Raw genomic sequence first — 25,808 nt, forward strand, 5'->3', positions numbered from 1 at the left:
AAAATTTGCGTCAGTATAGCGCAATTAAATGAATTGCCAGTTAAAATAGCGGTTAATTATACGTTAGGAGTTAAAAATGGCTATCCAGTGGTTCCCTGGGCATATGAATAAAGCCCGCAATGAAATTAAAGAAATAATGCCACAAATGGATGTGATCATTGAAGTGCTTGATGCGCGCATTCCCTACAGTAGTGAAAACCCGATGGTGGCAACCTTGCGTGAAGGCAAGCCAGTCATCAAAATTTTAAATAAGGCTGATTTAGCTGATCCTAAAATGACTCAAATTTGGAAAGATTATTTTGAGCAAGAAAACGGTGTTAAAGCGATTTCTTTTGGACATGATAAAGCAGCTGAAGTACACCGTATTAATGAGCTTTGTAAAAAGCTAGTGCCGCATAAAGTGGGTGCCGATAAGCAAATTAAAGCCATGATCATGGGGATTCCTAACGTGGGTAAATCTACGTTAATTAATGTATTGGCTGGACGTATAGTTGCAAAAACAGGTAATGAGCCTGCTGTTACTAAAGCGCAACAACGCATTAAGCTTGAAGACGGTATTATGCTTTACGATACGCCAGGTATGTTGTGGCCAAAAGTAGAAAACGAAAACTCAGGTTATCGCTTAGGCGCTACCGGTGCTATTCGTGATACTGCACTTGAGTATGAAGAAGTAGCAAGTTACACCGCTGAGTACTTATTGCGTGCTTACCCTGAGCTTTTAAAAGCGCGTTATAAAATTGCCGAACTGCCTGAAAGTGATTGGGAATTTGTTGAAATGGCGGGTAAAAAACGCGGCTGTATCCGTGGTGGTAATCAAATAGACACATACAAAATGTCTGAAATACTAATCAACGAATTGCGCGATGGTATTATTGGCCGTATTACGATGGAAACTCCGCAAATGCGTGAGGAAGAAGAAGTAATGGTTGCTGGTTTACGCGCCGCTGCAGAAGCTAAAAAAGCAGCTAAAGAAGAAGAAAAGCTTCAACGCCGGGCACGAGCACGTAAAAATCGTCGTTAATTAGTTTAATTTAACCAACTAAATTACAGACATAAAAAAAGCCCGTAAGGGCTTTTTTAGTTTCATATCTACCGTCACCGATATGAGCAATGTAGCAAGTAAAATAGTAGGGCGGTTACTCATCATCAACATCAAGGGGCGTTGCGGTTCATAACAAGTAACCATAGCTGTTTACGTGCGCCACACGTTGTTTCAGGGTCGAGAAACAAATCAATTCATTCCTTAACAAGTGGTATGCAATCCGTCTTGTTGATATTGATTATCAGTTAGATCTAACTGTCTGTCAATACCTAAATGCAAATAATTCTTATTATTGTGGCGCTTGTTTTTTATTCATATATAAATCGGCTAGTTAGCACTGCCATTTCATAAAAATACTTATCTTGGTTAAACAATTAAGAATAGGTTTTTAATACTTATTAAATAATTTGATATGGATTTTTAGTATAAAAGCATTGATCTTTCAGAGTTAAAATAAATTCAAGCTAGGAATGATTTTATCGCCTTCCAAGACAGCGACTGCTTTGATATATAATCAAATAGTCTCTTGTAAAGTCTTAGCCCCCAAAGATTAACAGCCTTTAATTAGTGGCTAAAAATATTCGTACTAATTGGATATTTTAAGCCACTAACGCACTTTATTTGCTGTTATACGTAAATTAATCTGCTCCACTAGTACTTTATCCTGCTTGTTTAGACGCCCTACAATGAGTAAGAAGTCACTACCGTCAGTTTTTATTACTTTTATACTTGTGTTATCAAGCTTGGTTTTACCGTACGAGGCTTCTATTTTTTCTATATCTTTAAAGTGACTAAGATCCGATTCAAGCTTACCGTCATCGTTTTTGTAGTAACTAAAAATATAGTTTTCGGTTATTCCGTTACCGTCTTCTCGGTAATCAAATACTGCATCGCTATAAAAATAAAGTATTTCTTCGTTTTCAGGTGTTAGGCGATTACGTTTTAAAAAGTGTACTTGGTAAGGCCATAAACTATCCCCTTTGATAATTGCAGCATTGGGTAAAATATTTACTTCTTGAAGTACGCCCAAAAATAATAGAGGTGCAAACGCAAGCGAGATTAAATACTGTCTAATTCGCCAGTACGAGTTGTAATGTAAGGCTTCTTTACTTGTATCGGTTTGCTCAATGTAACTAACTAGAGGCAACCATAAAAATGGCATTATACAAATCACTATGGTTGCGTATTCGTCCATTCGATAAGCAAAGGCGCTGGCAAGTACCATTAGCCAGAGTGTTAAGGCAGTCCAGTTAGGCATTACTTTATTTTTGTTTAGCTGTTGTTGGCTGTGCTCTGCAAGTGCGAGATACAAAGGGTAATACCATAAAAATGCAAATATACCTCGAGCAATAGGCATAATACTTGAGTTATCGCGTTCTTTAATGGCTTTAAAGTTACGATAACTCCAGTAGTTAACAAATATGCCTAAACTCAAAATACTGTAAATAATAAACTTACTTACAGATACGGCATAAAATGGACTATCTTCAAATTTCGCTTTTTTTGCTGACTCTAATCGCCAATCGGCGAAAAAGAATATGAGTACTAAAATATAACCAGCCAACACATATTTAAGCCAGCTATAACCGAAGCTATCTAACACATCAGCTGTTGTTTGAGGCGTTTCGCTCGCCTTTGCATATTTTAGAATAGGGTAATGAGTTACTGATATTAACTTTTTACGCTGTGCTAAATAATCATCTATTTGAGTGGCTTTTATATGATCTTGTTTTGCGTAATAGCTATAGGTCAGTGTTAAAATGTTATTATTAAATTCAGTGGCTGTTTTTAAATTAAAGTAGTCGTTATCAATTTCTTCTTTTTCGCTATCAAATCCCCAATCTTTTTCTGTAAAATGTAGTTTTATTGTGGTGTTAATTATATTGGGATAGCTGAAGTAAAGCGGGTCAGTTCTGTTTACTTGTTTTGGTTCGTAAACACTGTTTTGTATTTCACTTGCATAAAAACTAGCTTCGTAGCCTTCGTCCGTTTTTTCCCAAAATTCATCAATTAAATACGATTCTTTGGTTATTAGTTTACCCGTTTGCTCTTGCTCACTAATTGCCATTGTTTCATTTATTGATAAACCATTTAAAAATCCTTGGTAATACTCAAAGTAAGACTTAGCAACGCTATTTAGACCACTGCTGGCGATATTACTTCTTCGGTTAATTGCTTCAAATCCGGCATAAGTGTATTGGGTTTCAAAACGTGATGGCTCAGATACTTTTTCTGCAATAAAAAAGTTATCTTCTACAGATACATTTGTATGTACAGGCTTTTGTGCCATAGAGGTTAAAGCAGTTTCACCTTTATCAATAATTAGGGCATAGCCATAATCAGGTTGTGCTAAATATTCAAGTGTACCTCGTTGGTAGTTCACCGTAGGATCGAGCCAGTAGCGCTTTCCGTCTTGCTTAAGCGTAACAATTACGTGATTAAACACACTTGCAGTAGCCGGTAGTTCTATTAAACGTTTGGTTTCTTCAGTATCAACCAGCGCAGGGAAAGCCTCTATACCCATCGCTTTTAATAACGAAATAAGCAGTACCGTTTTATCTTTACAATCGCCGTATCGTAGCGAAAGCGTTTCTGAAGCTGACGTTGGTTGATGCGAGTTAGTGCCCATTTCAAGCCCTAAATATCGAACTTCGTCTTGGCTAAAGCGCAGTGCTGCGGAAATTTTATCTGATGTTTTTGTGTGTGTTGCTTTTATGTTTTCAGCTACATCCAAAATGCTATTTGGGGTTTCTATGGCTGATTGATAAAGTGGATATGCCCAGTTAACTACCTGACCCCAATCGTCAAACTCAGAAAAGTAAACTTGTGTATATGGGTCATACCACGTTGGGGTTTGAGAATTCTGCTCCAGTAAAGGTTCTTCAAAAAGAGTTATAGAATAATCTTTGCCATATTTATTAAGCGTTTCTTGAATATCGGCTGCGCCGTTTATTGTATTTATATGTAGAGGTGTTTGTTTACCCCAAAGTACACGCATATTTTGTTGCACTACGGGTACCGACCAGTTCAGCGTGCGTCTTGTACTAAATTTATTAGCATATATAGGGTTGCTACCTGTCACTGTGTAGCTGTAGTCAAGTATGTCGCCACTGCGCATATCATCAATAATAATATTGAGTGACAGGCTACCGTTATAAATACGATCTGCTAATTCAGATTCACTTTGTATAACCGTCATTCTCGCGCTACCAAGCTTATCAATGCGCTCGCTATTTCTAATAATTGTTAAGCTGTTTAATGTTAGCGACTCGTAACTTGGATCAAAATCAAGATTAAGCTGGCTTATATAATCAACACCACTTTGATTTAAAGCTTTCATAACTAGGCGGGTATAGCGTTGTTGCTTTTGTTTATTTGGAACATAAGTTTGGTTATCGAGTAACAAATACAGTGTACCGTCACGCACTTTGGTTATGTCGGAATGCTTGGGTTGCTCAATAATATGTGTATTAACCCAATTAGCTGGCTTATCTATTTTATATTGCTGCGCAAAAATATTATGAGAGAAAATTAATAAGGTAAGTGCAAGTAGCCAAGAGCTGAGTCGAAGAAAGTTCCATTTCATTGTAGGGTCTTATAGTTGTTTTTATAAATACTATCGAGGAAAGAATGTACCAAATTTAGACTTTTTTGACAATGAGATGTTAACAGGCCCGTACGTGAGTAGTTAATTAATAGTATATAAATGAACTGCTATGTGATTGCGAAACGCTTAGCTTCCCCTAAAATGTTCTTGAAATAATTTTTTAGTGGTATTTCCAAACCATAATTAGTTAAACCTACTTTATTACTGGTTTCGTTAGATCTGCAAAAATCCTATCTGTTTATTCGTACGGTAATCATTAAAACCCTTAAAAGTGTTTATAAATCAAAATATAACAGTAACTGTTTTTGCTCTTTTTGTTCATGAACTTTATGAGCAAAAAGCACATAACGATCATCAATGCACCTTACCTTCTAAATATTTCGTTAATTTCCCGTTAACAATAAGCTGCGCGTTAGATAGCAGTTTGTCGTCGCTTATCTACCTGACAATAAATATACACACAAGCGTGGAGAAAATAATGAAAGCAAGTAACACACAACTCGCTTTGGCAGTTGCTGCTGCATTAGCAAGTACATCCGTTTTAGCCAATAACGATACGCAAAAACTACAAGAGCAATTAGATGCGCTACAAAAAGAAGTAAGTGCATTAAAAACTACCAGCGGTTTTAATTTAGAGTTTGGTGGACGGTTTCAGCTCGACTACAACTATTTTGACGGTGCTTACAACGCCGATAACGAGGGCTCTGGCGGCAGCGATTTTTTTCCTCGTCGTATTCGTACTTACGTTGAAAGTGAGCACGGAAATTGGGATCACAAGTTATTACTCGAATTTGCTGAAGGCACTGCTGAAATAGTGATGGCGCGTGTTCGTTATGCTTTTGATAACGGACTTAAAGTTAAAGCAGGTAAAATTCGCGAAGATATATCGCTAAATGCATTAACCAGTTCAAAGCACATTAATACGATTGAGCGTAGTTCGCTAGCCAATACTTTCTCTCCATTTTTTCGTTGGGGCGCTTCTGCTTATCAATATTTTAAAGACTCTGGCTTTCGTTACGCGATAGGCGTTTATAAAAATGATGCATTTGGTGCAACAGGTAGTGATGAAAACGACAAGCTTACTCTTGCTATTACTGGGCGTGCTACATGGTCGAGAGCAGCACCTGGCGATGTAATTCATTTAGGCGTGTGGCATTCATATCGCGACATGGGAGGCAATGAATTAGGAGCACGTTTTGCGCGTGGTGAAGTGCGCGAAGCCAATACCCGCCTTGTTGATTATGCCGCCGGTGGTGTAACAAGCTCACTTGATAGCTTATCGCAAACCGGTTTTGAGTTTGCTTATCAGGCGGATTCTTTAACACTTGAGGCTGAATATGCAAGCCGCTCACTTGATGCCGCTAATAGTACTGATTTTTTAGATGGCGAGCGCTTTGATAGTTTTCATGTATCGGCAAGTTACTTTTTAGGGGGCGAGCAGCGCCAATACAAAGCGAGCTCTGCATTATTTGTACAACCTAAAAATATTAAAGATGCATGGGAGTTGGTGGCACGTGTTTCAGAAGTAGACGCTACAAGTAGCTTACAAGGCACAAAAGCAACAACTTATACATTAGGTACATCTTATTACGTAAGTAGTGATATTAAATTTATGGGCAATCTAATTTACAGCGATGTAGAAGGTGCCGGCACTCCAGCACTTGTTGGCGATGAAGACTCTGGCATGGGCTTTAGTGCACGTATGCAGTATTTATTTTAAGGATACACAATGAAATTATTTAAGTCATTTAAATCAGTAAAAACGACCATAATTGCAGCATCGTTAGTGCTTAGCAGTCCATTGGCAATAGCCGACACTCACTTTTTAATTCCAGGCGGTCCTGGTGGTGGTTGGGATACAACAGCCCGAGGTATAGGTGAAGGTTTAGTTAAGTCGGGTATTGAAGGTAACGCATCTTTTCAAAATATGTCTGGCGGTGGTGGCGGTCGCGCTATTGCATACTTAATCGAGTCGGGTACAAAAAAGGGCGATATTTTAATGGTTAACTCAACGCCTATTGTATTGCGTGCTTTAAGCGGGCGAATTCCTTATAGCTACCGTGATTTAACCCCTGTAGCCAGCATGGTTGCAGATTACGGCGCATTTGTTGTACGTAACGATTCTCCATTTAAAACTTGGGAGGATGTTATTAAATCAATAAAAGAAGATCCAAGTTCGATAAAAGTGGCGGGCGGTTCTGCTCGCGGCAGTATGGATCACTTAGTGGCGGCTCAAGCTGTTAAAGCGGCGGGTATAGATGGTCGACGCTTGCGTTATATTCCTTACGATGCAGGTGGAAAAGCGAAAGCAGGGTTGCTTTCAGGCGAAGTGAATTTACTTTCAACAGGTTTAAGTGAAGCGCTTGAAGTGGCTAACGGTGGTCAAGCACGCATTTTAGCGGTTACATCTGGTAAACCTTTACCTGATTACCCAGAAATCCCTACGCTTAAGTCACTTGGTTACGATATGGAATTTGTAAATTGGCGTGGTCTTTTTGCTGCGCCTAATTTACCCGCTGAAAAGTTAGCACAGTACACAAAAAAGCTTCGTGAGTTGCAAAGTACTCCTGAGTGGGAGGCTGTGAGAGCTCGTAATGGTTGGCTAAATCTGTTTCAAGAAAAAGATGAATTTATTAAGTCACTAGAAGCGCAGGAAGCACAACTTAAAGTGGTTATGGAAGAGCTTGGTTTTATCCGTGCAGCACGTTAATCGAGGTTTAAAATGATGAATCGCGAATTACTAGGGCCAAGTTTATTCTTGGCACTATTTACTTTATATGCCGTGGTTGCATGGCAAATTCCACTATTACCGTTTGAAGAATACGAAACAGTTACCTCAGCGACTCTTCCTAAAGTATATGCTGGGTTTGGTATTGTGGTGTGCTTACTGTCTATTGGTTCAACATTGCTTAAACCAAGAGAAAAAACGAATGCAGGTGATGTTCTTGAAAAATCACACATGCTGCGCACTTTTGGTTTATTAATATTAATGGTGATTTATAGCGCTGCACTTGAGCCAATTGGTTTTTTAATTTCGACTAGTGCATTTTTGCTTGCGGGTTTTTTTGTGATGGGCGAAAGACGTAAGGGAATTTTGCTATTTACATCGATTCCGGTTGCAGTGGTGTTTTGGTTTTTGATGACTCAAGTATTAGGTATTTACTTGGTTCCGGGCGATTTGTGGAGTTAAGTTATGTTTGATGGAATTATGCTTGGTTTGTCGACCGTGCTCGACTTTAATAATTTAATGTATGTTATTGCGGGTTGCCTTGTTGGCACCTTTATAGGCATGTTACCAGGATTGGGGCCAATTACCGCAATTGCCTTAATGATCCCTATTACTTATAGCATTGGCGCCGACTCGGGCATGATTTTAATGGCGGGTGTTTATTATGGAGCAATTTTTGGTGGCTCTACGTCGTCTATTTTAATTAATGCACCAGGGGTTGCAGGCACTGTGGCTTCTTCCTTTGATGGCTATCCGCTGGCAAAACAAGGTCATGCAGGTAAAGCATTGGCAATTGCTGCTTATTCCTCCTTTATAGGCGGAACAATTGGCGCCATATTATTAATGGTTGCTGCGCCTTTATTAGCAAAGGTGTCATTGAGTTTTCAATCCCCTGATTATGTAGTACTGATGTTTTTAGGCTTAACAGCTATTGCAGCATTTTCAAATAAAGGGCAATTTTTAAAAGCAATGATGATGACCGTGTTTGGCTTAATGCTAGCAACGGTTGGAATCGATCCGTCATCAGGTACTGACCGATTTACCTTTGGACAACCTGATTTACTCGACGGAATAAGCTTTTTATTAGTTGCTATGGCAACGTTTGCATTAGCCGAGGCACTTGTAAATGTTGTAAAGCCAGAGAAAAAAGATGCTAAAAATATTAATGATTCCGACACTCCGCAAATAGGTTCAACCAAGTTAAGTAAAGCCGAGGTTAAAGAAATAGCACCAGTAATTGGTCGCTCGTCTATTTTAGGTTTTATAGTGGGAGTGCTACCGGGTGCAGGTGCAACTATTGCGAGCTTTATGGCTTATGCAACAGAGCGAAATTTAGCGCCAAAAGGTTTAAAAGAAAAGTTTGGTAAAGGCTCATTACGTGGCTTAGCTGCCCCAGAATCAGCAAATAATGCCGCGTGTACAGGATCGTTTGTACCGCTGTTAACGCTTGGTATTCCGGGCTCAGGAACAACTGCAATTATGCTAGGCGCTTTAATTGCTTACGGCATTCAGCCAGGTCCAATGCTTATGCAAGAAAACCCAAGTGTATTTTGGGCGGTTATTGTAAGTATGTACTTTGGTAACATTGTGCTGCTTATTTTAAATCTTCCGCTTATCCCTTACTTTGCAAAAGTGTTAGCAATGCCTAAGTCAGTACTTACTGTGATGATTTTGTTCTTTAGCTTAATTGGTGTTTACTTAGTGTCCTTCAATACCTTCGACTTATTTATGATGGTGGGGTTTGCAGTGGTTGCGCTAATATTGCGATTACTGTCGTTTCCTATGGCACCATTATTATTAGGTTTTATATTAGGAGATATGATTGAGCGAAACTTCCGTCGTTCAATGATGATTTCCGATGGTTCATTAAGCTTTTTATGGGATCGCCCGCTAACATTGAGCATATTTATAATTTCAATTTTAGTGCTGTTATTTCCTTTAAAAGATTATTTAATGCAACGCCGTGAAGACAAAGCAAATGCATAATTGAGAATGAAATGAAAAACACCAACAAGCTAAATCCATTGCAAAACATGGTCACAAAACCTAAACGTTTAGAAACACGATTAATTATTTGGGTAACAGGATTATGTGTATTGCAGGCTTTATTATTTGGCGCGTTGGTGTATCAACTTACAGCGCAAAGTTTACATAGCCATATTGGCGATAAGGCATTAGCTGTGGCTAGTAGTGTAGCGACACGTGCTGATGTAATTAATGCATTGCAAACCCCTAGTGACTTAAACGCTATCAACGTGCAAATTGAAGATTTACGACAACTTGTAGGTGCTGACTTTATTGTTATTGGCGATGAGAATGCATTTCGTATTGTACATCCTGATGAAGATAAAATTGGCAAGAAAATGGTTGGTGGTGATAGCCAAGCTGCGCTAAAAGGTAAACGCTATATTTCGGTAGCTCATGGTAGTTTAGGTGAATCAATTCGTGGCAAAGTGCCGGTGTACGCAGGTAATAATGAAATAGTAGGCGTTGTGTCGGTTGGTTTTTTAGTACAATCAATCGATCCGCTTATTCTCTCTCGCAGTAGTGAAATTTTAATATGGGGCTTAATACTTGTAGGTTTAAGTATACTGGCGGCTATTTATATTGGACAGCGTGTCAGAAATGCTATTTTTGGCCTGCAGCCAGATGAAATTGCACGTTTGTTTTCAGAGCAAGATGCAATTTTAAATACGGTACGCAGCGGTATTATTGCACTCGACCCGGACGGAAAAGTACGAAAACTCAACCAACGCGCCTGCGAAATATTAGATAAACCAACTTCAATTATTAATCAGAACCTCAGCTTAAACGATTTACTGCCAGAGCACGCAGAGTTTCTATTACGAAATCAGCGGCGTAAAATAGTGGGTTTTGAATTGTTTGCCGCCGATAAACGACTCATTTTATCGAGGTTTTCTTTACAGGTGCAAGGGCAGGCAGATGGTATTTTACTAAGTATGCGCCCCTCTGATGAACTTGAATATTTAAGCCAGCAACTTACTAAAGTTCAGGCTTTTGCAGAGCTTTTAAGGGTACAAACTCATGACTACTCCAATAAGCTCAACTTAATTGGCGCGTTAGTGCAAATGGGGAAAAATGAGCAAGCTATAGAAATTATAGGGCAAGAAAGCCAAGGCTCCCAAGCACAAATTCATAACTTGTTAGAGTGCATACAAGACCCAGTGCTTGCTGGTTTGTTAGTGGGTAAATATCATAAAGCGCGAGAATTAAATGTTGTGCTTGAGCTTAATCCTGACAGTCTACTTGGCGTTATTGCACGCAAAGATATGCTAGAGCGAGTAGTGTCTATTTTAGGAAACTTAATAGACAATGCCATTGAAGCTGCAATTAGAGCATCAGATTCTCGCTCTGCAAAAGTACGTGTAACCGTTGATGAAACCAGTCAAACACTTTTATTTGATGTAGAAGATACTGGCTTTGGGTTAGGCTCTGACCATGATGTTATTTTTACTCCTCAATACAGCTCTAAATCGGGAGCGGGGCATGGTATTGGGTTATATTTAGTAAAAACAAATTTGGACTCATGTGGTGGCACGTTAGAAATTGGTGAGTCAGACTTGCTTGGTGCAAGGCTAAGTATTTATATTCCAAAATAATAAGAGCATTAAATATGACGTATTCAGTAGTAATAATTGAAGACGAAGTAGAGGTAGCACAGCTATTAGCGCAGTACTTGTTATTACCAAATGGTGTGGCCGGTAGCCAAACGCCAAAGCAGAGCTTAAGACAAGCTCAGTATCAGGTAGTAGGCATTGCCGGTAATTTAAGTACGGCAACAGCTTTGTTGCATGCTATTGAACCCGATTTAATTCTACTCGATATACATTTGCCAGATGGCAATGGCTTAGATTTGTTAAGCGATTTACGACGACGGGCGATTAAAAGTGAAGTTATGTTGTTAACAGCAGCTAAAGAGGTCGAAACCCTTGAAAAAGCAATGCAGTTAGGCGCGTGCGACTTTTTAGTAAAGCCGTTAATGCTAAGCCGTCTTGATCAAGCTCTTGCACGTTTTGAATCACGTCAGCAATGTTTTTCTGATGCGAGTGAAGTAACACAGTCGATGGTTGATACATTATTTGGCTCAAAGCAACAAACCAACACGTCTATTCGTTTACCAAAAGGGGTCGATCAACTTACCCTACAAAAAATACATAATGCTTTTGTAGAGCACGGAACCACTGCATTTACCGCTCAACAAATGGGCGATTTAGTTGGCGTAAGCCGCTCTACAGCGCGCCGTTACTTGGAGTATTTACTGGAGTCAGGCAAGTTAACTGCGGATCAAAGCTACGGTAGTATTGGCCGCCCTGAACGCTGCTATAAAATAACGAAGTAACTTCGTGCATTTGAAGTAAATGCATTAAATTCCATTTATTTCAAGGTCTTGCATGTTTTTTGTTATGTTTGATATTTAATAGATTCTGGCATATAAAAAAATATGTTGAATTGATTGCATTTTAAGCGGCTTGTATGGTGATGTTCGCTTTAAGTGATGTTATACTCCTGCCGAATAATTTATCGACTTTATTAAGAGTAAAATTAATGGCAGATTTATCGAAGTACAGAAACATTGGTATTTTCGCGCACGTTGATGCGGGTAAAACCACGACTACTGAGCGTATCCTAAAGCTTACTGGTCAAATCCATAAAACAGGTGAGGTTCATGATGGTGAATCTACTACTGACTTCATGGAACAAGAAGCTGAGCGCGGTATTACTATTCAGTCTGCGGCTGTAAGCTGTTTCTGGAAAGATCACCGTTTTAACGTTATCGATACTCCTGGACACGTTGACTTCACAGTTGAAGTTTACCGTTCACTTAAAGTATTAGATGGCGGTGTTGGTGTGTTCTGTGGTTCTGGTGGTGTTGAACCACAATCAGAAACTAACTGGCGTTATGCTAATGACTCAGAAGTTGCACGTATTATCTTCGTAAACAAATTAGACCGTATGGGTGCTGATTTTTACCGTGTAACTGAGCAAGTACGTAAAGTACTTGGTGCTGTACCACTAATCATGACTTTACCAATTGGTATTGAAGATGAGTTTGTTGGTGTTGTTGATGTTTTAACTAAAAAAGCATACGTTTGGGATGACACTGGTCTTCCTGAAAACTACGAAATCACAGATGTTCCTGCAGACATGGTAGAAAAAACTGACGAGTATTATGAAATGCTTGTTGAAACTGCCCTTGAGCAAGACGATGAACTACTTGAAGCTTACATGGAAGGTGAAGCACCTTCTGTAGAAGACATCAAACGTTGTATCCGTAAAGGTACTCGTGACCTTGCTTTCTTCCCTACATACTGTGGTTCTGCGTTTAAGAACAAAGGTATGCAGCTTATTCTTGACGCTGTTGTTGATTACTTACCAGCTCCTACAGAAGTTGACCCTCAACCTCTTATGGATGAAGAAGGTAACGAAAATGGTGAATTTGCAATCGTATCTGCAGATGAACCTTTCAAAGCATTGGCATTCAAGATAATGGATGACCGTTTTGGTGCATTAACATTCGTACGTATTTACTCAGGTAAACTAAACAAGGGTGATACTATCCTTAACTCGTTTACTGGTAAAACTGAGCGTGTTGGCCGTATGGTTGAGATGCAAGCAGATGACCGTAACGAATTAACTAGCGCACAAGCTGGTGACATCATTGCTATCGTAGGCATGAAAAACGTGCAAACTGGTCACACATTATGTGATCCTAAGCACCCAGTAACACTTGAGCCAATGGTATTCCCAACTCCAGTAATCTCGATTGCTGTACAGCCTAAAGATAAAGGCGGTAATGAGAAAATGGGTGTTGCTATCGGTAAAATGGTTGCAGAAGATCCATCTTTCCAAGTTGAGACTGATGAAGATTCAGGCGAGACTATCCTTAAAGGTATGGGTGAGCTTCACTTAGATATCAAAGTAGATATTCTTAAGCGTACTTATGGCGTAGACCTTATTGTTGGTCAACCACAAGTTGCTTACCGTGAAACTATCACTAAAGAAATTGAAGATAGCTACACGCATAAGAAACAATCTGGTGGTTCTGGTCAGTTCGGTAAAATTGATTACCGTATCAAGCCAGGCGAAGTTGCTTCAGGCTTTACGTTTAAATCATCTGTTGTTGGTGGTAACGTACCTAAAGAATTCTGGCCTGCAGTTGAGAAAGGCTTCAAGTCAATGATGGGTACTGGTGTTCTAGCTGGCTTCCCTGTACTTGACGTTGAAATTGAACTTTTCGACGGTGGTTTCCATGCCGTGGATTCATCTGCAATCGCGTTCGAAATCGCTGCTAAAGGCGCTTTCCGTCAATCGATCCCTAAAGCGGGCGCACAACTTCTTGAGCCAATCATGAATGTTGACGTGTTCACTCCAGAAGATCACGTTGGTGACGTAATCGGTGACCTTAACCGTCGTCGTGGTATGATGAAAGACCAAGAAGCTGGTTTAACAGGCAGCCGTATTAAAGCTGACGTACCGTTATCAGAAATGTTCGGTTACATCGGTACACTACGTACAATGACATCAGGTCGTGGTCAGTTCTCTATGGAGTTCTCACACTACGCTGCATGTCCGCAAAACGTTGCTGATACAGTAATCGCTGCAGAAAAAGAGAAAAAAGCTGCTAAATAATTAGCTCTTTAACTCTTTAAAAAAAACCCGCACATGTTGCGGGTTTTTTATTGCCTATAATTTAGTTTTTTTTGTAGTTGTTTATAGCTACATTTTATTATTAAGTAGTCCTATATTATCAGTTAGTAAAAAGGTATTAGAGAGCATTTTATTTACTTCATTTACTTAATCAGTTGGTTTGTAAGGAGTTAATTGTAAATGCTATGTAACCTACTGAATTTTAAGAACTTCTGTTGATGCTTCTATGTGCGTAATGTAGAATACCAGCACTTTCAGACTAGAGCTCTAAAGTCAGATAGGGAAGTCTCCGCAGCAGAGACGTTTACATATTAATTCTATATAAGACGTAACGATCATGAAATCTATTAAATTAGCACCAAACTGGTGGCTACAATTCACAAAATGTATTTTAGCATTCAGCATAATATTTTTAATTCATATTATGTTTACTGTGAACCTAAAGATTGTTTTTCTCACTGTAATGCCAGCTCTACTAATTATCATTGCTTTTAATATTCTTCATCTTCGTTTTTTACATTGTTATAAAGCAGGTATTTGTTATACACGTTTGTGCACAGAGCGCTATATCAATAGTGAGGAAATTAGTTGCGTATCATTTAGTTCGTTTTTTCTTTTCACCATTTTTAAGGTGAAGCTAGATAATGGCAAAAATTTCCATTTCTATAACTGGCAACTTGATGATGAAGCGCAGTCAGCTATTTCTGAAATGTACTGTAATAAGTTAGCTGACAAAGTGGAAAATATTAGCGATAAATGCAACGCTTGATTTTTAATTAAGATAGCAAAAAGGAGCGATTAATCGCTCCTTTTTAGTTTTTGTATTTTATAACGCGCTAATTAAACTTTTTTATAGCCTTAGCTTTTAGCGCTTTCATCTTTAGCCTGCTTGGCTTTTTAAAGGACTGGATAGGCATTGTTACCAATTGCTCTTGTGGTAGTGTCGGTATAGTTTGTGGATAAGCACCTTCCTCAGGTATCGAAATTTCTTTTAGGTGCGTTTTAAGCGCTTCTAGCGTTGAATCGTTATCAACTTCGCTAGGGCAAATAAATATACCTAACTTTCTAAGCTGTACACCGAGCTTAATGCTACTGGTATAACGGATAATTGGAGCGCCTAACACTAAGCCTAATAATATAGGCGATAACCACCAAAAGAACACTGGTGTGAAGTAATAAGCTGTACTACCCCATGCAATAGCCACAATAGTTGAGAATAACGTATAACCAAACGCTTCCTTCCAAGGGACCATGCGACCTTCACGAGGTTGTGCATCCCACTTCACTTTTTTGCCTAAAAACACACAAAGTACAAAGTAAGCATGAAATACCATCATTAATGGGGCAACAATAATAGCAAATACAGTTTCAATGATTGAACCTAGTATTAGCTTAATTGAACCACCAAAGCGTTTGTTTCTATGTATTAGGGTTACTATTATGCCCATTAATTTAGGCATTAATAAAATAATAATAGTTAGATACAAGAGTGAATCAATAAGATCGGTTTTAGCTATTTGCCATGTGGGGAATAATTGGTAAACACGGTTAAAGTACACATCACTATTTAATGCGCGAGTTACTGCATCAATAGTACTTAGCGCCAACATTGAGAGCCAAATTAGCGATGAAATATAGGCTGTGGCACCGAGTAGAAAATGCAACTTACTCATTAATTTTAATTTGGATGACGATAGTAAACCTAAGTGCTGAATATTACCTTGCACCCAACGTCTATCGCGTACAGCGTAGTCTAGAATGTTACTTGGTACTTCTTCATAGCTACCTTCAATATCTGATAGCAACAATACATCCCAACCAGCACTATGAAGTAGTGAAGCTTCTACAAAGTCATGACTTAAAATTTCGCCGCCAAAAGGTGCATTACCTTTTAGTGTTGGCAAACCACAGCACGTTATAAATGCCTCAACTCTAATGATTGCATTATGACCCCAATAGTTTGCTTTATCAGTTTGCCAAAAAGCTGAGCCAGTCGCGAGCATTGGACTATAAAGTACTGACGCAAACTGTAAAAAACGGCCAAAAAAGGTATCTTGACGAACAGGGATCGGAATAGTTTGGATCAGACCTGCTTGTGGGTTGTTGAGCATACTTGTAGTAAGCTCTAACATACATTTTCCGGTCATTACGCTATCTGCATCAAGCACAATCATATGGTCGTACTGGCTGCCCCAGCGCTCACAAAAGTCGGTTAGGTTACCTACTTTACGATGTTTGTTATCTTCGCGACGGCGATAGAATACGTGCTTTGCCGTATCACCTAAACGCTCACACAATGCATGCCACGCACTTAGCTCATTTTTAGCTATTTGTGGGTCTTGGGTGTCGCTTAATAAGTAAAAATCAAAGTTTGCAAGTTGACCTGTTTCTTTTAACGATTGCAGGCTGACTTCAAAACCCGCGATAACACGGTGGGTATCTTCGTTATAAATAGGCATTACAACGGCGGTTTTTTGGGCGTTAATTGCCTCCTCGTCAAACTCAATTGGTTTAATACGTTTCAATGTAAGTGGATCAATTCGTAATAGCTGTAATACAAAGCCAATTGTTCCACTACAAAAGGCCGTTACAATCCAGGCAAAAGTGATTGAGAATAATACTAAAAGAGCGTATTCAAGTAATGTCATACCGTTTGAGCTTAAAATCTCAAACATAATAGATATGCCGTAGCCAGATGTGCCAAGTGCCGCAATAGCAAATAGCCATACTCTTAGTGTTTTGAATGGCATAGGAGTGCCCTTCCCTTTATTACTTGATGTCATTTGGGTACCAAACATAGCTCCATACCTCGCTAATTTCTTTGTCTCGTAGTTTTAACGATAAACGCATATCAACGGGTTGATCGTCCTGTGGTGCAATTTTGAAAGCTACACGCCATCCTCGTGAATCAGGCAGTTTTTGGATATTTATGTCGGTTACTTCGCCTGTTGTAAGTTGAATGTCGGCATCTAATTTTAATTGTTCTGAAAGTTGATTTATTTCTGACCCAGTAAAATCAACAGTAAATTGGCGATGACTTTTTGGTGGTGGGTTGTCTTCACCAGGTAAAGCGGCGCTACCAATCCTTGTACGTAATACTCGCGCTTTTTCGTGCTGAGTTAAAGCTGCATTAAAGGTTGTCATTTTGTAGCTCAGCTTTAATGAATCTCCGGCTTTCATTGGCTTTTCTGGTACCCAGTAACTCACGATATTGTCGTTAGTTTCTGTATCAGTAGGTATTTCTACAAGTTCTACACGACCATTTCCCCATTCACCTTGTGGTTCGATCCATAGGCTGGGGCGGTTGTGGTAATGTGCTTCTGTGTCTAAATAGTTATTAAAATCTCGATCTCGCTGAGCTAACCCAAAACCTTTTGGGTTATTGTACGAAAATGAAGTAACACTTAACTGCGAAGGATTGTTAAGAGGGCGCCATACCCATTTGTCATCAGTAGATTGAGTTAATAGACCATCCGAGTCATGAACTTCAGGGCGGTAGTCATCAAAAAATTTGGTGCTGTTTTCGCCGTGATAAAACATACTCGTTAATGGTGCTACACCCAGTTTTTTAATATCTTTACGCGCAAATATCTGCATATCAACATCAACTAGCATATTAGTGGTAGGGTCAACACTGAACTTGTATGCACCCGATATAGATGGGCTATCTAATAATGCAAAAATGGTAATTTGTGTTTGGTCGGCCTTTGGTTTAACTAACCAGAATTCTTTAAAAACTGGAAATTCTTCACCCGAATTTTCTGCAGTATCAATGGCAAGGCCTCTAGCTGATAAGCCATAAACCTGTTGAGGGCCAACGACTCTAAAATACGATGCACCCTGAAATACCATTACTTCATCTTTATACTCGTTAGTATTCAATGGGTAATGTATGCGAAATCCAGCATGGCCTAGTTGAGTACCCGCAACACTTTTAGCTATTTCTTCTTGTAGTGGTGCAGCTGTGCCATCATATTGGTAAAAGTCAGTACTGAAAGGTAAGCGACTGCGTTTAGAGTCGCTATCAACGGTATTTATTGTCACAGGTGTTTTATATAAAAAACCAGGGTGGAATAATTGTAGCTCGTACAGGCCTTCATCTTTCCATACCGCTTTGTCTTTTTTAAATCGAATTGAACGGTAATCTTGATAATCAATATTATTTAGTGCTTCAAGCTCAATGTTTTTAGGCGCCACGTATTCTTCGCTTGCTAACTTTTTAGCGCGAGCGCTAATTACATCAAATAAGCTACTTTGTGGGATTGCTACATCAACGGTTGCAGCAATCGCTTGGTTGCTATTGCCCCAAGTCGAAAAAATAATAAGTAGACCCAGTAGTGGTGCTGACTTTTTTTGCCATTTAGGCAGATTTTGGGTTAATTGTTTCATTCTCATTCCTTTATAAAAACACGACTTATTTTTACGTTTAGGGTAAATATTGATTTTGTTTAGTAAGTATCTTCTTAATTATTTAAAGCAAAATGTGAACCCATATAAAAGTTCATACTTTTCAATAGGTAAAACCGATATACATAATAAAAAGAGTTTCATTGTGTAAAATTCACTCAAATGTATGTAGTTGTTACTGGTTAATTACTAGAAGATTCACAGATCGTCTGAACATATTACGGGGGGTTTAATGAAGCTTGTCTGAATTACATTTGTATAAAATAAAAAAGCCGCAAGAGCGGCTTTTTAAATGTTTGGATTTAACTTAGTTATTTCTTTTTAAATCGACGCACTATTGATAGTGGTGCTAAAAGAAGTGATAACCATAATAATGAACCTGCATCATTATCGTCATCTGAGCGTAAGTTATTTACTTTCACAGCTACTTTTTCAACGTTAGATAAGTTACCCACGCTATCTTGAGCTTGCACTGTTAAAGTAATACGATTTTCGAATTCGTAATCAATCTCTCCAGCAACAATTAACTGCCCCTGATTGTTAATTGAAACGCTATCATTATCAGATGTAATAAATTTAACAACAGGTGATTCATCGGCATTTGGATCACTAAAATCGAGCGTGCCGATAACTGTACCAATTGCGCTGTTTTCATCGACTGCAAAAACTTGATCAGCTGTAATAACAGGCGTTTGCTCTTCAGGTGTTAAAGTAATTTCAGATTTAATATCAATAATTACAGGGTCGTGATCTGATGCGCGGTATGCACTTTCAGAGTACAAACTAGATTGTTGACCTTCGCTTTTAAACTCTACATTGTAATCAAGAGAAATAGGTTCATCTGCGTTGATGTGCCAATCTGTTGCTGCAACAATTTTACTAAGTAGTGATTGGGTAGCTACTGCGTGATCTAAACTACCAGCGCGACCAGAAAAGCTGTAAGAGTAACCAAGTGTATCCCCATCAATTTCTGCAACTACATTTTTGTAGCCTTTATCAGCAAATGCACGTATTGGGTCTTCCATTGCGTAAGCATTCATATCGCCGACTAAAATAGTATCTTCGTCGTCAATACCGGTTGGTTTGCTATCAAGCCAATCAGCGAATGCATTAGCACCCTCTGTGCGTATTTCATTCCAACAGCCTTGACCATCGCCCGAATCTGCATTATTACCCGAAGCACTACCACAGCTTTTAGATTTAAGGTGTGACACAGCAACAGTAAATATTTCATCAGTTTCTAATGATTTAAAGCTTTGTGCAATTGGAGCACGATTACTAAAATCAAATGGTGCTTCAGTTGTAATGGCAGCAGTACCTACTTCTTCTACTTTGTTAGCACGATAAATTAATGCGGTAGTAATTGCATCTGTACCAATTTGATCTACGTTAAAGTCAACAAATGCGTACTGGTTAGCTGAATCAGCTTCGTTTAATGCATTTACTAAGCTCGCAATAGCGCTAAATTCGCCAAAGCCATCATTTTCTATTTCCATTAAACCAACAACGTCGGCCTGGATAGCGCTAATTGCACTTACAATTTTAGCTTCTTGACGAATAAGTTCAGCTTCTGAATCTGCACCTCGAGCGGTAGGGAATCCTTCGCCTTGGCCATCACCATTAAAGTAATTAAGTACGTTGAAGCTAGCTACGCGTAAATCTGCTTCAGCATTAAGTTCAGGCGCATCTTCACGTGCATTTGTTGCAATAAACTGAGGTGCTAAAGTTGGGTGTATTCTGTAAAGGCTAAAGCTATAAGCAAGTGCACCTGTAACTGTGTTTACAGTGTCACCAGTACGTAATGTATTTTCTGCTGACAAGCCTGGAGTTGGGTACGCTGTTGGGTCTAAGTTTTGTACAGTAGAGCCATCATCTAGTAGGATCTTTTTAAGCAGGTTTTCTGTTTCAACTGCATTAGCCGTATCTCCAGGTAGTGCAACCTGTGTACCTTGATACAAGCGCTCTGTTGCTAACTCAACTTCACCATATCGACCTAGGCCAAAGTTATTAGTTACTACTAATGGTTGCTCCAAAGTAACTAGCATACCTTCAAAAGATTCTAAATCCGTTGTATCAGCTAAAGGTAAAGTAATTTTTGTAGCTGCTACAGGTAAACCTGTATCACAAATTGCTACTTGGCTTACGCTGCCAATTTGTGTTGCATCAAAATACTCTTCAACAGTACCTTGTACGCGCACATGGTCACCAACATTTACATCAGTATCTGCAAAATAAACAAACACACCTTCAGAAGTTAGTGGGTTGGCATCTATGTCTGTAGCAAGTGAGCTAACAAAAAAGCCTTTTAATTGATCATCACCTTGGAAGTCTGCGGTTACCACACCTTCAAGTTCTACTAATGTACCTACAAGTGGGCTAGCAGAGCCGTCACCTTGAATAGCATTTATTAGTGTTTTTTCTGCACCACAAACTAGTGGTTCAAGTGGTTCTGGTTCTGGAATTGGTTCAGGTGTTGTTCCACCATTACCTGCATGTGAGCCTAAGCCGCCAAACTCATCTTGGTCGAACTGTACCCATTCTTCACTTGGGTTAAATGCTGCATCAGGTGTTGTTCTTCCTGTAGTAATTTCATCTTTTCTGCGTAAAGTTTGATTCGCTGTGGTTACTCCGCCTTCTGACCACGATGAACCAGGATCGAAACCAACTTGTCCAAAACTATCAACAACAGATCCATCCTTAGTCAATACGATTGCATCATCACCATTAAAGTTAACTACGCTATCTAATAGATCAGCTTTACCTGAAAGGTCGGTAGAAGCTCTAGTGTCCGCATTGACAATTACATAGGTACTATTTGCAGCTAAAGTACCGCTTAATGTAATTTCTGTAGATACGCTAGCAGAGCCATTTGAATAGCGCTGTAATGAGTATTCACTAAGGTCAATGTCTGTTGTTGCATTATTGTAAAGTTCAATGGCTTTATTGTAACCACTTCCTTCTATATATTCAGAAATGATTAGATCAGCGGATGCTGGTGCACTGAGACTGGCTATAACAAGTGCGAGTGGTGTTATTTTTGTTTTAAACATTTTTTTATTATTCCCGTGTATTAATCCCAAAATGGGACACCAGTTTAGAGAATAAATATGACGAAAATAATACAAAAATGTAAACGAATGTAAATAAAAGGCGGTTTAACCGCCTTTTTATAAAACCCTTACTTTTTAGCTAGGTATTGTGCGGCTTGCTTAGCAAAGTAGGTCAATATTCCATCAGCGCCTGCACGCTTAAATGCAAGTAAAGACTCCATTATAGTAGCTTCCTCACTTAACCAACCGTTATCGATAGCTGCTTTGTGCATTGCATACTCGCCACTTACCTGATATGCGAAAGTAGGTACGCCAAACTCGTCTTTAACACGACGTACAATATCTAAATAAGGCATGCCAGGCTTAACCATGACCATATCAGCGCCTTCTTGTAAGTCTAATGCGACTTCACGTATTGCTTCATCAGAGTTTGCAGGGTCCATTTGGTAGGTTTTTTTATCGGCACCTTTTAAGTTACTAGCAGAACCTATTGCATCTCTAAATGGGCCATAGTAGCTAGATGCGTATTTAGCTGAGTAGGCCATAATACGGGTATGCACAAACCCATCAGCTTCAAGCGCTTCACGAATTGCAGCAATACGGCCATCCATCATGTCTGAAGGGGCAATTACATCAGCGCCTGCTTCTGCATGTGAGAGTGCTTGTTTAACTAAAATTTCGGTGGTTACGTCGTTTATCACATAGCCAGTGTCATCAATAATACCGTCTTGACCGTGCGTTGTGAATGGATCAAGTGCACCATCAGTAATTACACCCAACTCAGGAAATGCTTCTTTTAAAGCACGAACAGTGCGTTGAACTAAGCCATCATCATTATATGCTTCTTCGGCAGATAATGATTTTTTATCCGCAGGGGTTACCGGAAAAATAGCTAAGGCAGGTACACCAAGTTCAACAAGTTCTTTTGCTTCAAGCAACAGCAAATCTATTGATAAACGCTCGATACCCGGCATTGATTCAATTGCTTCGCGGCGATTTTTACCTTCAAGTACAAATACAGGGTAAATTAAATCGTTTACGCTAAGTTGATTTTCAGCCATTAAGCGGCGAGAAAAGTCGCTGCGGCGCATTCTGCGCATGCGAGTATACGGGAAAAGGTCTAATCCTGATTGGGCCATATTAATATGCTCCTACTGTGGTAATGGAAAAGTAATTACTTGATTACGGCCATGTTGTTTTGCGTAATAAAGTGCTTTGTCGGCGCACTCAGTAAAAATTTGAGGGTTGCTAACATCATCAGCAATGCTGGTGTATACACCAGCGCTAATTGTAAATTGAATATCATTATTGGCAACCGTTACTGTACTGGTTGAGATAGCTGCTCGTATTTTTTCAGCTATGTCTTGTGCGCCTTCACTGGGGGTATTAGGTAATAGCACCACAAACTCTTCACCGCCATAACGAGCAACCTCATCTAGTGGGCGCTTTAAATGATCTTTTATTAGGTTAGATACAGCTTTAATAACTTGATCGCCAATTATGTGTCCGTACATATCGTTAATGCTTTTGAACCGGTCTATATCAAGCATAACAATACTAAGTGGTGTTTGCTCTCGGCGAGACCGACGAAGTTCCATGACGAGTTTCTTATCAAAAAAACGTCTGTTTTTTATTCCGGTTAAAGCGTCTTCGGTATTGAGTAACTCAAGTGAACGATTTTTTTCTTCAAGTTCTCTAAGTGTAACTTGTAATTCAAAGGTGCGTTCGTCGACTTGTGATTCGAGTTCTTGACGCGTTTTTTCTTGTAACTTTAAGCGCTCTTTAAGCAGTGTATCTTGGGCTGCATTTTCAGCAATCAAGGTTTGCTGAGCTATTACTTCTTCATCGCGTTGTAAAATAAATAACTTCATTACACTGTAACATAGACAGAAAGTGCAGCTAAAAAAGCATGCAAATACAAATGCTAATGTACTTCTGCTAAAGGCGTATAGCCCCATTACTGCCACAATAAAATAAAGCATTACCACCAAGAAAAAAACTAATACGAGCAATAGCGCTTTATTAGGTTTAGAAGGCGCTAAACGCATGCACGTAAATGTAGTTGCAATATAAAAGCCTAAAGCGATTGGGGTAGCCGTTAAGCAAAATAGTGTCACTATATGGTTTGGAAATAACCAAATAAATAATAACGAGACACCTAATACGTTAACCACTACCTTTTGAACCGTTAGTAAAAAAGAGGGCTTTGGATGGCAAATTTGCTTTTGCAAAGGCAAAAACATTAAAGTAATAAGCATAAGTAGTATAGGGATCATAACTTGCTGTAACGCCGGCAAATTAGGGTGAATATATTTTAAGCCAAAGCCACAAAGGTAGGCTAAGACCCCCCCCAATGTGAGTGTGATTAAACCAGCACAAATAAAATAACGTTTACGCGAAAAACCATATAAAACTAAGCAGCTCACACCTAAAGAAAATATAAAACCAATCAATAAGCCATAGAGTAAATTAAGTTTACCTTTATGCGCTAAATAAGCTTCTGGTTGCCACAAAGTTAAAGGGACTCGCAAGCCTGAGCTATTCATCACCTTCAGTATAATAATCGTTTCGCTATTTGCAGGGCTAATTAGTTTAACTAATAAAGATTCACTTCTGATCGCACGCTTATCAAGGGGGTATGCATCGCCAATTTGGGTGTAAGAAAGTAATTGCGAGTTATGTAACTGATATACTTGAACGTCGTTTAGCAGAGGGTTGTTTAGCGACAACAGTTGTTCGGTATTATAACTAAGCGTGTTTTTTATTTTAAATTTCACCCATACAGAACGCTGCTCAAGACCTAGGTTAAGAGGTTTACCTGTGTTTTTTTGCCACTGTATATGGCTACTTTGTTGTGCATCTAATAGCGAAGTTGGTTCAAAAGAGTAATGCAGGTTATTAATGTTTTGGGAGTTAAAATCATGTTTTATTATTACAGGGCTTGCGAAAGAGCAAAAAGTGCAAAGAAGCATCAATAGACTTAGTAATGCTTTTGCGCACGCCATCAGCAGCTCTTTAAACCAAAAACATTGTAAAAGTTTTCTGTAGTTTTGCGGGCCACAACTTCTTCATCTATTTGATAAAGTTGCGCAACTGTTTGGCAAATATAAGGAAGCAGAGCAGGTTCATTTTTACGCGATTTAGGTTTTGGCTTAACTGTTCGTGGAATTAAAAATGGTGCATCAGTTTCTATTAATAATCGATCTAGAGGAATGCTAGGCACTAGTTGTTGTAAATCTTTACCACGCCTTTCATCACATACCCAACCCGTTATACCAATATACAGACCTAAATCTAAATATTGCTTTAGAGCTGCTGAGTTACCCGTAAAGCAGTGGAGTACACCGCGAATATTAAACTCTTTTAAAATACTTAGCATGTCGTCACTTGCATCACGTTCATGTAAGTAAACAGGTAAATCTAACTTTTTAGCAAGTACTAACTGGCGTCTAAAAACATCACGTTGTACATCGCGAGGTGAAAAGTCACGGTTATAATCAAGGCCGCACTCACCAATGGCAATAACTTGCTTATTATTTGTAAGGGCAGTTAGTTGTGCTTCGAGTCCACTAGTCGCTGATTTTGCATCATGCGGGTGCACACCCGCCGTAGAATATTGAAGGTGCTTTATCGCAAGCTCGAGTGATTGCTGACTGCTTGCAATGTCACAACCTATAATAAGCATATTTGTAACACCGGCTTCACTTGCGCGGGTAACTACATCATGATGCTGCTCATCAAACTGATGGTTAGTTAAGTTAACCCCAGCATCAATTAATGTGTATGACATTATTTAGTACGTTTAACGCGAATAGAGCGGTTTTTACCGTCTTTCTTCAATAGGAAAGAGCTGAATGCACCGCGGCTAATTACAATTGTATCGTCTTCTTTTAAACGCATGCTGTCAGAGCCAATTTGACGCCATTGTTGACCGTTATCTAGCGAAATAATTAATTCACCATAAGCAGCCTCATCAACTGATGTAACCATAGCTTTGATTTCAGTTTCTTTTTCTACCTGTGATTCTTTGTGCTCTAAGCCAAAATCGTCAGCTTTTGCCTTTGCTTGAATTGGTGCAGCAGCTACGACTTGAGGTACATTGTTAGCCGTTGGTGGAGTAAGCGTTTTTGTTACTGTTGGCTTTGTTAGTGATTTACCAGCAACTGTATTGTCATAGCAAAGTAAGCGATTAAAATCGTTTTCAATAAAGCTACATGCTTGTAACGCTTGAGTATTAAATTGTGTTTGCGCAGCAAAAGTAGGCGCACTTAATAAAACCAATAGTGAGAGTAGTTGTTTTTTCAT

At 39.1% G+C, this 25,808-nt stretch carries 17 protein-coding genes; 9 read left to right on the plus strand and 8 right to left on the minus strand.

Translation table 11 applies throughout. The features are described 5' to 3' along the window. Window positions 1-76: 76 nt before the first annotated feature. Window positions 77-1,021 carry a ribosome biogenesis GTPase YlqF gene (ylqF, locus tag WNY98_RS16220; RefSeq protein WP_024599696.1) on the plus strand — a complete coding sequence of 315 codons (945 nt, stop codon included), beginning with the start codon at window positions 77-79 and terminating at the stop codon, window positions 1,019-1,021. A gap of 628 nt (window positions 1,022-1,649) precedes the next feature. Here ylqF and WNY98_RS16225 read toward each other — a convergent pair. Further along, complete coding sequence (locus WNY98_RS16225; RefSeq protein ID WP_342878403.1) at window positions 1,650-4,628, minus strand: DUF3857 domain-containing transglutaminase family protein; 2,979 nt, start codon at window positions 4,626-4,628, stop codon at window positions 1,650-1,652. Between the two features lie 499 nt (window positions 4,629-5,127). Here WNY98_RS16225 and WNY98_RS16230 point away from each other — a divergent pair, with 499 nt between their 5' ends. The 8 genes from WNY98_RS16230 to WNY98_RS16265 all read left to right on the plus strand — a co-directional run bounded on the left by WNY98_RS16230 (window position 5,128) and on the right by WNY98_RS16265 (window position 14,815). Beyond that, a complete protein-coding gene (locus WNY98_RS16230; RefSeq protein WP_342878404.1) occupies window positions 5,128-6,369 on the plus strand; it encodes a porin in 1,242 nt (413 codons plus the stop codon). A gap of 9 nt (window positions 6,370-6,378) precedes the next feature. Further along, complete coding sequence (locus WNY98_RS16235) at window positions 6,379-7,359, plus strand: tripartite tricarboxylate transporter substrate-binding protein (protein ID WP_024599699.1); 981 nt, start codon at window positions 6,379-6,381, stop codon at window positions 7,357-7,359. 12 nt (window positions 7,360-7,371) lie between these two features. Next, window positions 7,372-7,839 carry a tripartite tricarboxylate transporter TctB family protein gene (locus WNY98_RS16240; RefSeq protein ID WP_342878405.1) on the plus strand — a complete coding sequence of 156 codons (468 nt, stop codon included), beginning with the start codon at window positions 7,372-7,374 and terminating at the stop codon, window positions 7,837-7,839. Window positions 7,840-7,842: 3 nt separating this feature from the next. Continuing rightward, entirely contained in the window at window positions 7,843-9,363 is a 1,521-nt protein-coding gene (locus WNY98_RS16245) for a tripartite tricarboxylate transporter permease (protein WP_024599701.1), read from the plus strand. Window positions 9,364-9,374: 11 nt separating this feature from the next. Further along, entirely contained in the window at window positions 9,375-10,997 is a 1,623-nt protein-coding gene (locus WNY98_RS16250) for a sensor histidine kinase (protein ID WP_197186244.1), read from the plus strand. A gap of 14 nt (window positions 10,998-11,011) precedes the next feature. Beyond that, complete coding sequence (locus WNY98_RS16255) at window positions 11,012-11,737, plus strand: response regulator (protein WP_170072783.1); 726 nt, start codon at window positions 11,012-11,014, stop codon at window positions 11,735-11,737. Window positions 11,738-11,943: 206 nt separating this feature from the next. Next, window positions 11,944-14,028, plus strand: a complete 2,085-nt coding sequence (gene fusA / locus WNY98_RS16260) for an elongation factor G (RefSeq protein ID WP_076925899.1) — start codon at window positions 11,944-11,946, stop codon at window positions 14,026-14,028. Between the two features lie 355 nt (window positions 14,029-14,383). After that, window positions 14,384-14,815, plus strand: coding sequence for a hypothetical protein (locus WNY98_RS16265; RefSeq protein WP_033036928.1), 432 nt, complete (start codon window positions 14,384-14,386; stop codon window positions 14,813-14,815). A 67-nt stretch (window positions 14,816-14,882) separates the two neighbouring features. On the opposite strand, the gene mdoH is transcribed toward WNY98_RS16265, so the two are convergent. The 7 genes from mdoH to WNY98_RS16300 form a co-directional block, all read right to left on the minus strand. Further along, window positions 14,883-16,844 carry a glucans biosynthesis glucosyltransferase MdoH gene (mdoH, locus tag WNY98_RS16270; protein ID WP_024599705.1) on the minus strand — a complete coding sequence of 654 codons (1,962 nt, stop codon included), beginning with the start codon at window positions 16,842-16,844 and terminating at the stop codon, window positions 14,883-14,885. Further along, on the minus strand, window positions 16,816-18,435 hold the full coding sequence (locus WNY98_RS16275; protein WP_342878406.1) for a glucan biosynthesis protein G: 1,620 nt from the start codon (window positions 18,433-18,435) through the stop codon (window positions 16,816-16,818). Before WNY98_RS16275 ends, mdoH begins: the two co-directional genes overlap by 29 nt. Window positions 18,436-18,764: 329 nt before the next feature. After that, window positions 18,765-21,503 (minus strand): ExeM/NucH family extracellular endonuclease, encoded by a 2,739-nt coding sequence (locus tag WNY98_RS16280; protein WP_342878407.1) that lies wholly within the window; start codon window positions 21,501-21,503, stop codon window positions 18,765-18,767. 128 nt (window positions 21,504-21,631) lie between these two features. Beyond that, window positions 21,632-22,642: a porphobilinogen synthase gene (gene hemB / locus WNY98_RS16285; RefSeq protein WP_342878408.1), complete on the minus strand. Its 1,011-nt coding sequence runs from the start codon at window positions 22,640-22,642 to the stop codon at window positions 21,632-21,634. A gap of 12 nt (window positions 22,643-22,654) precedes the next feature. Further along, window positions 22,655-24,508 (minus strand): diguanylate cyclase, encoded by a 1,854-nt coding sequence (locus WNY98_RS16290; protein WP_342878409.1) that lies wholly within the window; start codon window positions 24,506-24,508, stop codon window positions 22,655-22,657. Continuing rightward, window positions 24,508-25,293, minus strand: coding sequence for a TatD family hydrolase (locus WNY98_RS16295; protein ID WP_342878410.1), 786 nt, complete (start codon window positions 25,291-25,293; stop codon window positions 24,508-24,510). The genes WNY98_RS16290 and WNY98_RS16295 overlap by 1 nt, the downstream gene beginning before the upstream one ends. After that, the gene (locus tag WNY98_RS16300) at window positions 25,293-25,808 is read right to left on the minus strand and encodes a hypothetical protein (RefSeq protein WP_342878411.1); all 516 of its coding nucleotides are present in this window, start codon (window positions 25,806-25,808) and stop codon (window positions 25,293-25,295) included. The genes WNY98_RS16295 and WNY98_RS16300 overlap by 1 nt, the downstream gene beginning before the upstream one ends.

The sequence above is a fragment of the Pseudoalteromonas sp. AS71 genome (genome assembly GCF_038900275.1).
Lineage (GTDB): Bacteria > Pseudomonadota > Gammaproteobacteria > Enterobacterales > Alteromonadaceae > Pseudoalteromonas.